The following is a 14,631-nucleotide window of genomic DNA, read 5'->3' on the forward strand; positions in this document are numbered from 1 at the left end:
TCCGCCGCAAGGATAGCGGCCGGGCGCGCGGCATCAAATCAATTCGGCGCTCAGCCGCGCGGCTTGCCGCTGGAGGCGATGAAATCCCACGCCACCAGCACCACGGTCAGCCCGATCACCAGGCCAAGGTCAAGCCGCGGCACCCCCATCGCGAGGATCCCCACGAACCCCAGGAAGACGGCAAAGGCGAAAAGCGCAATCAGGCGGTCGATCATGGCCGGTCCTTTCCGTCATCTGTCATTGCGCGGCCCAGTCGCAGAGCCATTGCGCGGTTCGCAGCAGTCGCGCGTCATTGCCGGTCTGGCCGACAAGCTGCACGCCCATCGGCAACCCGTTTCCGGCGGTCATCAGCGGCACCGTGACCGCGGGCGTGCCGCACAGCGTCCAGAGCCCGTTGAAGATCGCGCTGCCGGTCGAGCCCAGCCCCTCGGGCGCGGGGCCGGGGGCGGCGGGGCAGAGGATCGCATCGCAGCGTTCGAATATCTCGTCCAGCGCGGCGTTCAGCACCGGTTTCCAGTCGAGCGCGGCCAGGTAGTCGCGCGCGGGGATGGCGTTGCCCTCGTCCAGCGCGGCGCGGGTTTCGTTGGACAAAAGCGCGGGGTCGCGGCCATAGCGGTGATAGTAGCGCGCCATCTCGGCGAAATTGATGCGCCGCCGCTCGGGCTCGGCCTGGGCAAAGGCGGGCGGCAGGGCCACCTCGAAGACCTGATCGCCAAGCGCCTGAACCAGTTCGGCAAGGCCGGCCTGCATCTCGGGATGGGCATCGTCCCAGCCGGGCGGGCGGACAAAGGCGAAGACCGGCCTGACCGGCGGGGCGGCGCGCGCGATCTCGAACAGGCGGGGATGCGGGCCGGGCGCGGTGGCCGGGTCGGCGGCGTCATGGCCGAACAGCGCCTCGGCCAGCAGCGCGGCGCCCAGCGGGTCGGCGGCAAAGACGCCCAGCGTGTCCAGGCTGGGCGATTGCATCAGCACGCCGCGCCGCGGGATCGCGCCGAAGCTGGGCTTGAACCCCGTCACCCCGCAGAAGGAGGCGGGCCGGATCACCGAGCCGCCGGTCTGCGTGCCCACCGCCAGCGGCACCATGCCCGCCGCAACCGCCGCGGCCGACCCCGAGGAGGATCCGCCGGGGGTGTGGGCCGGGTTGTGCGGATTGCGCGTCTTGCCCGGATGCAGGAAGGCCAGTTCGGTCGTCACCGTCTTGCCCATCACGATGGCGCCCGCCGCGCGCAGCCGGTCCACCACAAAGGCATCGCGCTGCGGCACGCGGCCCTCGTCCAGCGCGGCGCCGTTCAGGGTGGGGATTTTCGCGGTGTCGATGACATCCTTCAGCCCCACCGGCAGCCCGTGCAGCGGCCCGATGGCGCGGCCGCTTTCGCGGTGGCGGTCCAGCGCCTCGGCCTGGGCGATGGCGTGATCGCCGTCGAGCCAGGCCCAGGCCTGCACCTCGGGTTCGGTCGCGGCGATGCGGGCCAGGCAGACCTCGACCAGATCGGTGGCGCGGAACTCGCCCGCGGTCAGCTTGTCGCGGATCGCCACCGCGCCCAGCGACAGGGCGGCGGCGGCGGACCGGGCGCGCGGGTTTGCCTTATCCATAGAACAGCCTCGGCAGGTAGTAGACGATATCGGGATAGGCATACATCAGCGCCATCGCCATGAAGACGCAGAACAGGAACGGCATCACCCCGCGGAAGATCGCCGTCAGCTGCACCGAGGGCGGCGCGATGCCCTTGAGGTAATAGGCCGACATCGCCATCGGTGGTGTCAGGAAGCTGGTCTGAAGGTTCAGCGCCACCAGCACGCCGAAGAACAGCGGGTCGATGTCGAAGAATTTCAGCAGCGGCAGGAAGATCGGCACGAAGATGATGATGATCTCGGACCATTCCAGCGGCCAGCCCAGCAGGAAGATGATGAGCTGGGCAAGGATCAGGAATTGCAGCGGCGTCAGGTTCAGGCTTTGCACGAATTCCGAGATCACATGCTCGCCCCCGAGATAGGAGAACACCGCCGAGAAGGTGTAGGAGCCGACGAACAGCCAGCACACCATCGCCGTCGTGCGCACCGTCAGGTAGACGCTTTCGCGCAGCCGCTTGTGGTTCATCGACCGATAGAGCACCGCCAGCAGCATCCCCCCCAGCGCGCCGATGGCCGCCGCCTCGGTCGGGGTGGCAAGGCCGAACAGGATCGAGCCCAGCACCGAGGCGATCAGGAAGGCCAGCGGCAGGAACGAGGTGGCCAGCATCCATGCCAGCTTGACGAAGGGCACGCGCGGCACCTCGTCCTCGGTGGGGCGCGGCGCGACCGAGGGTTGCAGGATCGCGCGGCCCATGACGTAGATCAGGTAAAGCCCGACCAGCGTCAGCCCCGGCAGGAGCGCGGCGGCGTAAAGCCGGACGATGGAGACGCCCGAGGCCGCGGCATAGACGATCAGCATGATCGAGGGCGGGATCAGGATGCCCAGCGTGCCGCCCGCGCAGATGATGCCGCTGGCGAATGACGGGCTGTAGCGCGCCTTGAGCATGGCGGGCAGCGCCAGCAGCCCCATCAGCGTCACCACCGCGCCGACGATGCCGGTTGCCGTGGCGAACAGCGCGCAGGTGATCAGCGCCGCCACCCCCATCGAGCCGGGCACGTTGCGCGCGGCGATGTTCAGCGTGCCGAACAGCCGGTCCACGATATTCGCGCGCTCGACGATATAGCCCATGAACAGGAACAGCGGGATCGCGGTCAGCACCTCGTTCGACATGACCGTATAGGTCTGGTTCACGAACAGGTCGAAGATGCGGTTGTTGAACAGCCCCTGTATCCAGGCGGTCCAGCGGTCCCACATGTCGGCATCCTCGCCGAGCCGGTTGAAGGTCCGCCACATCCGGCCCGCGTCGAAATAGGCGTAGTAGCCAAAGCCGATGCCCATGGCCATCAGCGTGAAGGCGATCGGGAAACCCAGGAAAACGAAGACGATGAACAGCCCCAGCATCATCAGGGCGATTTGCGGGTCCGTCATATGTGGTGATCCCTTTCGGCCTTGTCGACTTCGCGCATCAGCACGTCCTCGGTCTCGAACACGTCCTCGTCGGCGGCCAGCCATTCATTGGTGCGGATCGCCAGGATGCAGCGGCAGACCTGCGCGATGCCCTGCACGAACAGCAACAGCCCGGCCGCGACGATCACCGACTTGAACTGATAGATCGGGATGCCTGCGGGGCTGTTGATCGAAACCTCGGTATAGCTCCAGGATCGCGCGGCGTATTTCCAGCCCGCGAAGATCAGCGCCAGCACGCCGGGAAAGAAGAACAGGATGTAAAGCGCCAGATCGACCCTGGCCTGCGTCTTCGGTTGCCAGAGCCGGTACAGGAAATCGCCCCGCACATGCCCGCCCCGCGACAGCGTATAGGCGCCCCCCATCATGAACAGCGTGCCATACATCATGAAGGACACGTCCAGCGCCCAGGGCGTCGGCTTGTTCATGATGTAGCGCACGAAGACTTCGTAGCCGGTTCCCACGGCCATCAGGATGATCAGCCAGGCGAATGCCTTGCCGAACCAGGCCGACAGGCTGTCGGCGAAACGGATGAATCCGACCACGACCTTACCCCCTTGTCGCGCGACGAACCCCGGCGGCCGCGGCCGCCGGGGTCATTCGGCAAGTGTCGATGGGTCAGAGCTTGAGCCGGCCCGGGAAGAAATGCTCGTAGGCGAGCGCCAGGTCGGGCGAGGCCATCAGCTCGAAATAGGCGACCTTTTCGACCCATGCGCGCTGGCTGTCCATGATGCGCTTGTTCAGCTCGTCCTTTTCCAGATCGGCGATGATCTGGTCCCAGGCCGTGAGCTGGGCCGCCAGGATGTCCTTGGAGGTGCGGTGCACCGCCACGCCGAACTCGTCGCGGATACGCTCCAGGTCGTTCGAGTATTCGCGCAGCGACAGCGCGGTGTTCGAGGTCGATGCCGCCTCGACCCCGTATTTCAGGATCGCCTGAAGGTCGTCGTCCAGATCGTCGAAGAAGTCCTTGTTGAACAGGAATTCAAAGGATTCCGACGCCTGGTGATAGGAGGACAGGTAGTAGTTCTTGGCCACGTCCGGCGCACCGAAGCGCAAATCCGACGAGGGGTTGTTGAACTCGAAGGCGTCGATCACGCCGCGTTCCATCGCCGGGACGATCTCGCCGCCGGGAAGCTGCGCAACGCTCATGCCCATCGCCTGCAACAGGTCGGCGGCAAGGCCCACGGTGCGGTACTTGAAGCCCTGGACATCGGCGGCGGTGTTCACCTCGCCCTTGAACCAGCCGAAGGGCTGGGCGGGCATCGGGAAGCCCATGAAGCCGTAGACGTTCAGCCGCAGCACATCCTGCGTCAGTTCCCGGTAAAGCTCGGCGCCGCCGCCCTGGTAGAACCAGCCCAGCATGGTGTTGGCATTGCCGCCAAAGACCGGGCCGGTGCCGAAGAAGGACGCGGCCTTGTGCTTGCCGTACCAGTAGACCGGCACGGTATGGGCGGCGTCGATCACGCCGTCATGCACCGCGTCCATCACCTGGAACGCGCCGACGACCGCCCCGGCGGGCAGCAGGTCGACCCGGATGCGGCCGGCCGACATTTCCTCGACCCGGGTGACGTATTCGCGCGCGAAATCCATCCAGATGTCCGAGGCGGGCCAGGAGGTCTGCATCTTGACCACCAGCGGCGCCTGGGCCAGCACGGCGGGCGCGGCCAGCGCGGTTCCGGCGGCGGCCCCGCCCATCAGGGCCGACGTCTTCAGGAACGAGCGGCGGTCGAGTGATTTCCGGTCTGTCATGTCTTTCCTCCCATGCCCCGTTCGGGCGTTTGTTGTTCCCGCGGATGCGGAAAAATCGGCAAGTGGCCCAGATCTATAGCAGCCGAGGGGCAGAGGGCAAGCTGTCCAGGTCGACAGGGTGGCGGGCGCGGGAACGGCAGGGGGGAACGCGGCGCCCGGCGGGACGCGCGGCAGGCGGCGCCGGGGCACGGCGCCACGCAAATCCCGCAGGATCTGTCAGGGACTGATTCGTGACCGGCAGCGCGCCGGTGCCCCCGCCCGGGTCAGGCGGCGATCACGCGTTCCAGCACCGGGCGCAGGCGGGCCAGCGTCGCCTCGACATCGCGCAGCTTGTCGAGGCCGAACAGGCCCAGCCGGAAGGTGCGGAAATCGGCGCCCTCGCCCACCTGAAGCGGCACGCCCGCGGCGATCTGCATGCCCTCGGCGACGAATTTGCGGCCGTTCTGGATGTCGGGATCGTCGGTATAGGACACCACGACGCCGGGCGCGCCGAAGCCCTGCGCCGCGACCGAGGCAATGCCCATCCCGGCCAGCATCTCGCGCACGGCCTGGCCCAGCTGCCATTGCGCCGCGCAGGCGGCGGCGAAGCCGAAGGCCCGTGTCTCGGCCATCGCGTCGCGCAGGCCGACCAGCGCATCGGTCGGCATGGTGGCGTGATAGGCGTGGCCGCCATCCTCGTAGGCCTTCATGATCGCGCGCCATTTCTTGAGGTCCATCGCGAAGGAGGTCGAGGCGGTTTCGTCCAGCCGGGCGGCGGCGCGGGCCGACAGCATGACCATTCCCGCCGAGGGCGAGGCCGACCAGCCCTTTTGCGGGGCCGAGATCAGCACATCGACGCCGGATTGCGCCATGTCCACCCAGACGCAGCCCGAGGCGATGCAGTCCAGCACCATCAGCGCGCCGACCTCATGCGCGGCGGCGGCCATCTGGCGGATGTAGTCGTCGGGCAGGATGATGCCGGACGAGGTTTCGACATGCGGGGCAAAGACGATTTCGGGCCGTTTCTCGCGGATTGCGGCGGTCACCTCGTCGATCGGGGCCGGGGCAAAGGGCGCGCGCGGCGCGTTGCCCGAGGGGCGGGCCATGACGACGGTGGTTTCCGCCGCGAAGCCGCCCGCCTCGAAGATCTGGGTCCAGCGATAGGAAAACCAGCCATTGCGCAGGATCAGCGCGTGGCGTCCGGTTGCGAACTGGCGGGCCACCGCCTCCATCGCGAAGGTGCCGCCGCCGGGGACAAGCGCCACCGCCTCGGCGGCATAGACCTCGCGCAGCATCGCCGAGATGTCGCGCATCGCGTGCTGGAATTTCGCGGACATGTGGTTCAGCGACCGGTCGGTGAACACCACCGAAAACTCGCTCAGGCCATCGGGATCGACATCGGGACGCAAGCCGGGCAAGGCGCAACCTCCTGTTTGCTGTTGCCCCATGGTCTATGACCGCAAACGCCCCTGCGCCAGCGAAAAAGCCCCCTCCGGGCCGCGGCGCTATCCGTCGGCGCAATAGGCCCGCCAGCCGCCGAAGGCGGTGATCTCGGTCGCGCCGTCAAGCGCGTGGGATTCGCACAGGAAGCCGCTGGCCGCGCTGCCGTCGCACAGCGCGACCCTGCCGATGCCCAGCGGCGCGGGGATGCGGGCGACGAAGGCGCCGAAGGCGGCCAGCGGCAGCGCCCAAAGCTCGACCTCGATCCCCGGCCCGGCAAAGCCCGGCGCGCGGATCAGGCCGGGTTTGGGCGGGGCCGTGCCGGGCAGCGCGTAAAGCCGGTAGTCGGGCGCGGTGCGGGTGGCGCGCAGGCAGACCCCGCCCGCGGCGACAAGTTCATGGTTCAGGGGCATCCCGCTCAGATGCGCGCCGACCACGACAAGGCCCGCCCAGCCCTCCGGGACCGGGCCGGGGTCGGGGGGCGGGGGCAGCGGCGCGGTGCGGTCGGCGCCGATCCCCGACCCCGCGGCGGCGTGCAGCGCGGCGGCAAAGGGCACCAGCGCCTCGTCGCTGAAACCCGGGCCGATCAGGGTGACGCCCGCGGGCCGGCCCGAGGGGGCAAAGCCCGCGGGCAGCGCGATGGCGGCCAGCCCCATCAGGTTGACGAAATTGGTATAGCGCCCGAGATGGCTGTTCAGCCGCACCGGGTCGGCCAGCATCTCGGCCACGCGATAGCTGCGGGGCGCGGTGGGCAGCAGCAGCAGATCGACCGCCTCCCAGACCGGGGCGACGGCGCGGCGCAATTCCTCCAGCCGGTAAAGGCCGCGGAAGGCCTCGACCGCCGTCCGGCCGCGCGCGCCCGCGATGATCGCGCGCACGGTGGGGTCGAAGGCGTCGGGATGGGCGTCGAGAAAACCCTCGACCGCGGCCAGACGCTCGGCCACCCAGGGGCCATCGTAAAGCAGCGCCGCCGCCTCGCGGAAGGGGGCGTAGTCGAAGGGCACCAGCGTTGCGCCCAAGGCAGCGGCCCGGGCCAGGGCGGCGTCGTAGAGCGCCTCGGTGCCGGGATCGCCGAAGAACTCGCGTTCCGGCCCGTCGAGCACCCCGATCCGCGGCGCGCGGGGCAGCGGCACCGGGCGGGCCGGGCGCGAGAACGGATCGCCGGGGTCCACGCCTTCGAGGATGCGGCGGATCTCGGCGCCCTCGGCGACGGTTCCGGCAAAGACCGTGACCACATCCAGACTGCGGCAGGCGGGCACGACGCCGGTATTGGGCACCAGCCCCGGCGTGGGCTTGATGCCGACAAGGTTGTTGAACATCGCGGGCACCCGCCCCGACCCGGCGGTGTCGGTCCCCAGCGCAAAGGCGCAAAGCCCCGCCGCCACCGCCACCGCCGAGCCCGAGGACGACCCGCCCGAGATGTCGGCCGGATCGAAGACCGAGCGCGGCGCGCCATGCGGCGAGCGGGTGCCGTTCAGCCCGGTGGCGAACTGGTCGAGATTGGTCTTGCCGATCACCAGCGCGCCGGCCGCGCGCAGCCGCGCCACCACCGCCGCATCGGCGGCGGGGTGATAGGCGAAATCCGGGCAGGCGGCGGTGGTGGGCAGGCCCGCGACGTCGATATTGTCCTTGACCGCAAAGGGGATGCCGTAAAGCGGGCGGCCAAGGGGGCCCTCGTCCATCAGCTGCCGGGCGGCGTCGCGCAGGGCCGCGTCGGGGGTGGGGGTGATGAACACCGCCGGATCGGCCAGCGCGGCGCGGCGCACGATCACCTGCTCGACCACGTCAAGCGGGGTTGCGCCCGCGCCATAGGCGTCGCGCAGCGCGGCAAGGGTCAGCATTCGGGGCAGCATCAGTCGGCCTCCATCACGGCAAGGATGTCCCCGGCGCGCACGGTGCGCCCCGGTGCGGTGCGATAGCCCTGAAGCCGCCCGGCGACGGGGCTTTGCACGCCGATTTCCATCTTCATCGACTCGACGATGGCCACGGGCTGGCCCGCGGCGACCCGTGCGCCCGGCTCGACAAGGAATTTCCAGACATTTCCGGGCACCGGGCTTTCGATGCCGATGGCGCCCTCGGGCAGCGCGGCTTCGGGTTCGGCGGGGGCGTCGGCGGCGATGAAACTGTCCAGCCCCTCGGCCTTCCAGCGCTCGCGTTCCGCGTCGAAGGCGGCGCGCTGGCGGGCGCGGAAGGCGGCGATGTCATCGGCCGCGGCGGCGAGGTGCCGTTTCTCGGCGGCCCAGTCGAAGCGGCCCTCCTCGATCCGGATCGGATAGCCGCCATGGGGGAACGCCTCGCGCGCCTCGGCCAGTTCGGCGGCGCTGACGGGGAAGAACCGGATCACGTCGAAGAAATCCAGAAGCCAGGGCGTGTCGCGGAACGCGCCCGCGCGCCGCCAGGTGTTCCACATCTGGATCGTGCGCCCGAAAAGCTGGTAGCCGCCCGGCCCCTCCATGCCGTAGATGCACATGTAGGCGCCGCCGATGCCGACCGCGTTTTCCGGGGTCCATGTGCGGGCGGGGTTGTATTTCGTGGTCACCAGCCGGTGCCGCGGATCGACCGGCGTGGCGACCGGCGCGCCGAGATAGACATCGCCCAGCCCCATCACCAGATAGCGCGCGTCAAGGATCGTGCGCTGAACCGCCGCCTCGTCGTCAAGGCCGTTGATCGAGCGGATGAACTCGATATTGCAGGGGCACCAGGGCGCGTTCGGGCGGACCAGTTCCTGGTATTTGCGCATCGCGCGCGCGGCCTCGGGGTCGTTCCACGACAGCGGCAGGTAGAGCGTGCGGCTGGGCAGGCTGACCGTTTCGGCGGGGGCAAGGCGGGTCTCGATCGCGCGCAGTTCGGCCAGCAGGTCGGCGCGGCTGATCCGGGCGGGGTCGTAATGCAGTTGCAGGGACCGGATGCCGGGGGTCAGGTCGATCACCGGCAGGCCCGCCTCGGCCACGGCCTGCTGCAACAGATGCACGCGCAGCCGCGTTTCGATGTCCAGAACCATCGGGCCGTATTCCACCAGCAGGTTCTCGTCGCCCTGCCGCCGATAGGTCACGTCGGGCCCCGCGCCGCTGTCCCGGGCCAGAACCGCCGCCCCGGCGCGCAGATGGGCCGGGCCTGCCAGCGGGTCGGCGGGCCGCGGCGCGGGGGCAAAGCGCACGCGGTCGCCGGGGCGCAACTGGCCGATCTTCCACAACTCGTCCGCGGCGACCACGGCGGGGCAGACGAAGCCGCCCAGGCTGGGGCCGTCGGGGCCAAGGATGATCGGCATGTCGCCGGTGAAGTCGATCGCGCCCACCGCATAGGCGTTGTCATGCAGGTTCGAGGGGTGAAGCCCCGCCTCGCCGCCATCGGCGCGCGCCCATTTCGGCGCGGGGCCGATCAGGCGGACGCCGGTGCGGGCCGAGTTGAAATGCACCTCGTAGGGGGTTGCGAACAGCGTCTCGATATCCTCGTCCAGAAAGAAATCGGGGGCGCCATGGGGGCCGTAGACCACCGCGATGTCCCAGTCATGGGTCAGCGGTGCGGGTTCGGGCGGGGCCGGGTCGGCGGTTGCGGCGCGGGCAAGATGCAGCACGTCGCCGGTCTTCAGCACGCCGGTCGCATGGCCGCCGAACTGGCCAAGCGCAAAGGTCGCGCGCGAGCCCAGGATCACCGGCGCATCGACCCCGCCCGCGACCGCCAGATAGGCGCGCTGCCCCGGCCCCGCGATGGCGCCAAGCGCCAGAACGCCGCCCGCGGGCACGTCGATCACGGGGCCGGCCTGTGGCGCGCCGTCCAGCGTGACCGGCAGCGCCGCCCCCGCCAGCGCGACGCGCGCGGGCGCCAGAAAGCGCAGGGTCGGCCCGCTGGCGGTGATTTCCAGCGCGGCGGTATCGGGCGGGTTGCCGAGCAGGCGGTTGGCGTTGCGGTGGCTGCGCGCGTCCATCGGCCCCGAGGGCGGCACCCCCACATGCCAGAGCCCCAGCCGCCCCGGCAGTTCCTGAAGGCTGGTCTGGGCGCCGGGGCTGAGTACCTCGACCGCGTCGGGGGCATAGGGGAAATCGGCCAGCGCCGTGGTCGAGACCTGCCCCGAGGCCAGCAGATCGGACCCCGCAATGGCGCGCAGGTAGCCCAGGTTGGTTTCCACCCCGGCCACGCGCGTTTCGGCCAGCGCGGCGCGCAGCGCGGCGATGGCGGCCGGGCGGTCGGCGCCCGAGACGATGATCTTGGCCAGCATCGGGTCGTAATGGGGGGTGATCTCGGTTCCGGTGGCAACCCAGCCGTCGATGCGGGCGGTGGCGGGGAAATGCACCTGGGTCAGCCGCCCCGCAGCGGGGCGGAAATCGGCATGGGGCATCTCGGCGTAAAGCCGCGCCTCGATGGCGGCGCCCCGGGGTTCGGGCAGGGGGGCGTCGGTCGGATCCTCGCCCGCGGCCTGGCGGATCATCCATTCGACAAGGTCGATGCCCAGAACCGCCTCGGTCACCGGATGTTCGACCTGAAGCCTTGTGTTGACCTCCAGGAAATAGAAGGCGCCACGCGCGGCGTCATAGATGAACTCGACCGTACCGGCCGAGGCATAATCGACCGAGGCGCACAGATCGGCCGCGGCGCGGTGCAGCGCGGCGCGGATGTCGTCGGGCAGGCCCGGCGCCGGGGTTTCCTCGATCACCTTCTGGTTGCGCCGTTGCAGGGAACAGTCCCGCTCGCCAAGCGCCAGCACGCGGCCCTTGCCATTGCCGAAGACCTGAACCTCGACATGGCGGGCGGGCGAGACGAAGCGTTCCAGATAGACCCGCGCATCGCCGAAACTGGCCCCCGCCGTCCGCGCGACCGAGGCAAAGGCCGCGCGCAGCGCCGCCTCGTCCGGGCAAAGCCGCATGCCGATGCCGCCCCCGCCCGCGGTGCTTTTCAGCATCACCGGAAAGCCGATGCGGGCGGCCTCGGCGGCGGCGGCGTCGGCATCGGCCAGCAGCCCCGATCCGGGCAGAAGCGGCACGCCCGCCGCCTGTGCCAGCGCGCGCGCGGTGTGTTTCAGCCCGAAGGCGCGGATATGGTCGGGCCGGGGGCCGATGAAGGCGATCCCGGCCTCGGCCAGACGGTCGGCAAAGGCGATGCTTTCAGACAGGAAGCCATAGCCCGGATGCACCGCCTGGGCGCCGGTGGCGCGGCAGGCGGCGATCACCGCGTCGATGTCCAGATAGCTTTGCGCCGCGGGCGCGGGGCCCAGCCGCACCGCCTGATCGGCATCGCGCACATGCGGCGCGAAGCGGTCGGCATCGGAATGGACCGCGACCGAGGCAATGCCCATCCGGCGCAGCGTCGCGAGGATGCGAACCGCGATCTCGCCGCGGTTGGCCACGAGAACCTTGCTGAACATGCGCCCTACCCCCGGATGATGACGCGGACCGGCGACGGGTCGAAGCCGTTGCAGGGGTTGTTGATCTGCGGGCAGTTCGAGATCACGCACAGCACGTCCATCTCGGCCAGCAGATCGACGTGATCGCCGGGGCGGGAAATGCCGTCGTCGATGGTCATGGCGCCGTTCGGGCTGATCGGGACATTCATGAAGAAGTTGATGTTCGGAACGATGTCGCGCCGCGACAGGCCGTGCCGCGCCAGTTCGAGGATGAAATTCTCGCGGCAGGCATGCAGATAGCGCGTGTCATGGCCGAAGCGCACGGTGTTCGACTCGCAGGAACAGCACCCGGCCGAGGTGTCGTGCCGCCCCGCGCTGTCGGCGGTCACGCGCAGCATCACCCGCCCCTCGGACGAGATCAGCCGCGTGCCCGTGGTGATATAGGCCGCGCCCTGCGCGCGCATCGTGTCCTGCGCCGAATAGCGTTCGGAAAAGTCGTGGGCGTTGTAGAACAGCGTGTCGATGGCCTGCTGGCCATGGCTGTCGATGATGCGGATGGTCTGGCCCGCGCGGACCACGCCCGACCAGGGCTTTTCGGCGGGGATGTCGAAGATCTGTTCCATGATGTCCCCCGATCAGGCGCGGATGGTGTTCTGAAAGGCGCGGATCGCCTCGGCGCTGGCGGTGCGGCAGGGGTCGTCCGCGGCCACCGGCACGGCGGCCAGATGCAGCGCGCGGATCGCGGGCACCGGCCCCCCGGCGGGGTCGAGCGGGTGGCGGTTGTTCGACAGCGCCAGCATCAGATCCTGTTCGGCGCGCAGCTCTGCCCAGTCGTCGCCCGACAGAAGCGCGCCGTTCCAGAAGAACCGCCCGCCCTCATCGACGCGCACCGGCGCGAACAGGGTCAGAAGCGCATGCAGGTCGCGCTTGTCGAGGCCCAGCTTGGCGGCGGCCAGCACCATGTTGTCGCGCGTGTTGCGCGCGCGCGGTGTGCCGGGCTCGGTGGCGGGCGCGCCGCCGGTCAGCGCGTCATGGGCGCCGGAACTGTCCTCGGTGATCGAGAGCAGCACCCGGCCCATGTCGGACAGGATCACCCGGCCCTTGCGCAACTCGGTCGTCCACTGGACCTTGACGGTGTCGGGCAGGTTCATCCGCTCGGCCGGGTCGGCGGCGGACCAGGCGGCCAGCGAGACGCTGCCGCCAAGCCCGCCGGAGAGGATACGCAGCGTCTCGCCCGCGGCTAGGCGCGTGGTCCAGTACCAGCCGCCGGGGATCGTTTCCTCGGCCAGCAGCCGGCCGGGGTCCGGGTCGGGTGCGGGGCGCGGGCTGGGCGCGGGCAGCGCCCTGGGGGCGAAGTCCAGCCCCTTTCTCTGGTGATCCTCGTAGCGGGCGCGGTCGGCGGCGATGGCCTCAGGCGAGCGGGGAATGTGCTGCATGGTCGGCGGCTCCGGTGTGCCGGGTCGTCCCGGGGACTTGCCCGAAAGCGGTCAGGTCGTCCTGACCGGGCGGGATATCGGCATCGTAAAGCGTGGTGCGCCCGGCGATCCGGGGCGGCCACACGTCGATGTCGCGGCTGAGCGTCGCGCCGTAGCGCAGACGTTCCTCGGGGCGGTCGCGCAGGCGTTCGAAGGCCAGGATGCGGGTGGCGAGCGTGAACGCCTCGCGCAGGTCATGGGTGACCATGACCACGGTCATCGGCACCTCGTTCCAGAGCCGTTTCATCAGCTTGTGGATGTCGGCCCGGATGCCGGGGTCCAGCGCGCCAAAGGGTTCGTCGAGCAGCAGCACGCGTGGTTTCATCATCAGCGCCTGTGCCAGCGCCAGCCGCTGCTGCATGCCGCCCGAAAGCTGGGCGGGATACTTGTCCTCGGAGCCCGCAAGCCCGACCTCGGCCAGCATCGCGCGGGAGTCGTCAGCCAGCGCCCGGCGGGCGGCGCCGAAGCGGCGGCCCAGAAGCCGGGCGCCGCGCAGTTCGGTGCCGATCATCACGTTGCCCAGAACCGTCAGGTGCGGAAAGACCGAGTACCGCTGATAGACCACGCCGCGATCGGGGCCGGGTTCGGGCGGCAGGGGCGCGCCATCGAGCAGGATGCGCCCGCGGGTCGGCCGCTCCTGCCCCAGCAGCATGCGCAGGAAGGTGGTCTTGCCGCAGCCCGAGGGGCCGACCAGCGCGACGAAGGCACGGGGCGCGATGGACAGGTTCAGGTTTTCCAGAACGATCTGGTCGCCATATTCCTTCCAGACATTCTCGACGGTGATCGCGTTCATCGCCGTCCCTCCAGCCCCCACCAGGGGAACATCAGCCGCCGCAGCCCGCCAAGCCCCAGATCCATCGCCACGGCCAGCAGCGTGATCCAGGCGACATAGGGAAAGATGATGTCCATCGACAGGTAGCGGCGCACCAGGAAGATGCGGTAGCCCAGACCGGAATCGGCCGAGATCGCCTCGGCCGCGATCAGGAACAGGAAGGCCGGGCCGAGTTGCAGCCGCAGGCTGTCCAGCAGCCGGGGCATCACCTGCGGCAGCACCACCCGCAGCGCGATCAGCCAGGTCGAGGCCGAGAGCGTTTCGGCCTTGACGATCATCTCGCGCGGCAGCGCCGCGGCGGCCAGCGACAGGTCGCGGATCAGGAAGGGCGTGACGCCGATCACGATCAGCGCGATCTTGGACGTTTCACCCAGACCCAGCGCGATGAACAGGATCGGCAACAGCGCCAGCGGCGGCACCATCGAGGCAAAGGCGACGACCGGGGCCAGCAGCGCGCGCATGACCGGCAGCACCCCGATGGCCAGCCCCATAACCAGCGTGATCGCCGTCGCGATGCCCAGCCCGGCCCACAGCCGGGTCAGGCTGGCCCATGTGTCGGACCACAACAGATAGGCCCCGGTGCGCCGGTCGGGGGTCAGCGCCATCGTCTCGATCGCCTGCGCGAATGACGACAGCGCGGGCAGCAGCTTGTCGCCGGGATTGTCGGCCAGCCGCGCCGCCGAGGCGACCAGATAGGCCACCACGAGGATCAGGAACGGCAGGCTGCCCAGAAACAGCCGCGCCGCACGCCCCGGATGGCGGTTGATGAGCCGCATGCCGC

At 69.7% G+C, this 14,631-nt stretch carries 12 protein-coding genes; all 12 read right to left on the reverse strand.

Translation table 11 applies throughout. From position 1 onward, the window contains the following. Nucleotides 1–50: 50 nt before the first annotated feature. The gene (locus GH815_RS18830) at nt 51–215 is read right to left on the reverse strand and encodes a hypothetical protein (protein ID WP_170290307.1); all 165 of its coding nucleotides are present in this window, start codon (nt 213–215) and stop codon (nt 51–53) included. Between the two features lie 22 nt (nt 216–237). Further along, nucleotides 238–1,593, reverse strand: a complete 1,356-nt coding sequence (locus tag GH815_RS06585) for an amidase (RefSeq protein WP_153747966.1) — start codon at nt 1,591–1,593, stop codon at nt 238–240. Next, a complete protein-coding gene (locus GH815_RS06590; protein WP_153747967.1) occupies nt 1,586–3,001 on the reverse strand; it encodes a TRAP transporter large permease in 1,416 nt (471 codons plus the stop codon). The genes GH815_RS06585 and GH815_RS06590 overlap by 8 nt, the downstream gene beginning before the upstream one ends. Then, nucleotides 2,998–3,582, reverse strand: coding sequence for a TRAP transporter small permease subunit (locus GH815_RS06595; protein WP_343030695.1), 585 nt, complete (start codon nt 3,580–3,582; stop codon nt 2,998–3,000). The genes GH815_RS06590 and GH815_RS06595 overlap by 4 nt, the downstream gene beginning before the upstream one ends. Nucleotides 3,583–3,655: 73 nt before the next feature. Further along, complete coding sequence (locus GH815_RS06600; RefSeq protein WP_153747968.1) at nt 3,656–4,786, reverse strand: TRAP transporter substrate-binding protein; 1,131 nt, start codon at nt 4,784–4,786, stop codon at nt 3,656–3,658. A 263-nt stretch (nt 4,787–5,049) separates the two neighbouring features. Beyond that, nucleotides 5,050–6,183, reverse strand: a complete 1,134-nt coding sequence (locus GH815_RS06605; RefSeq protein WP_153747969.1) for an aminotransferase class V-fold PLP-dependent enzyme — start codon at nt 6,181–6,183, stop codon at nt 5,050–5,052. Nucleotides 6,184–6,270: 87 nt separating this feature from the next. Beyond that, nucleotides 6,271–8,058 carry an allophanate hydrolase gene (atzF, locus tag GH815_RS06610; RefSeq protein WP_153747970.1) on the reverse strand — a complete coding sequence of 596 codons (1,788 nt, stop codon included), beginning with the start codon at nt 8,056–8,058 and terminating at the stop codon, nt 6,271–6,273. Next, on the reverse strand, nt 8,058–11,564 hold the full coding sequence (gene uca, locus GH815_RS06615) for an urea carboxylase (protein ID WP_153747971.1): 3,507 nt from the start codon (nt 11,562–11,564) through the stop codon (nt 8,058–8,060). The genes atzF and uca overlap by 1 nt, the downstream gene beginning before the upstream one ends. 5 nt (nt 11,565–11,569) lie before the next feature. After that, nucleotides 11,570–12,166 carry an urea amidolyase associated protein UAAP2 gene (locus GH815_RS06620; RefSeq protein ID WP_153747972.1) on the reverse strand — a complete coding sequence of 199 codons (597 nt, stop codon included), beginning with the start codon at nt 12,164–12,166 and terminating at the stop codon, nt 11,570–11,572. Nucleotides 12,167–12,178: 12 nt separating this feature from the next. Further along, nucleotides 12,179–12,979, reverse strand: a complete 801-nt coding sequence (locus tag GH815_RS06625; protein ID WP_153747973.1) for an urea amidolyase associated protein UAAP1 — start codon at nt 12,977–12,979, stop codon at nt 12,179–12,181. Next, complete coding sequence (locus GH815_RS06630; protein ID WP_153747974.1) at nt 12,954–13,811, reverse strand: ABC transporter ATP-binding protein; 858 nt, start codon at nt 13,809–13,811, stop codon at nt 12,954–12,956. The genes GH815_RS06625 and GH815_RS06630 overlap by 26 nt, the downstream gene beginning before the upstream one ends. Continuing rightward, nucleotides 13,808–14,626, reverse strand: coding sequence for an ABC transporter permease (locus tag GH815_RS06635; protein WP_153747975.1), 819 nt, complete (start codon nt 14,624–14,626; stop codon nt 13,808–13,810). Before GH815_RS06635 ends, GH815_RS06630 begins: the two co-directional genes overlap by 4 nt. Between the last annotated feature and the right edge of the window lie 5 nt (nt 14,627–14,631).

The organism is Rhodovulum strictum (assembly GCF_009649175.1).
GTDB classification, from domain to species: domain Bacteria; phylum Pseudomonadota; class Alphaproteobacteria; order Rhodobacterales; family Rhodobacteraceae; genus Rhodovulum; species Rhodovulum strictum.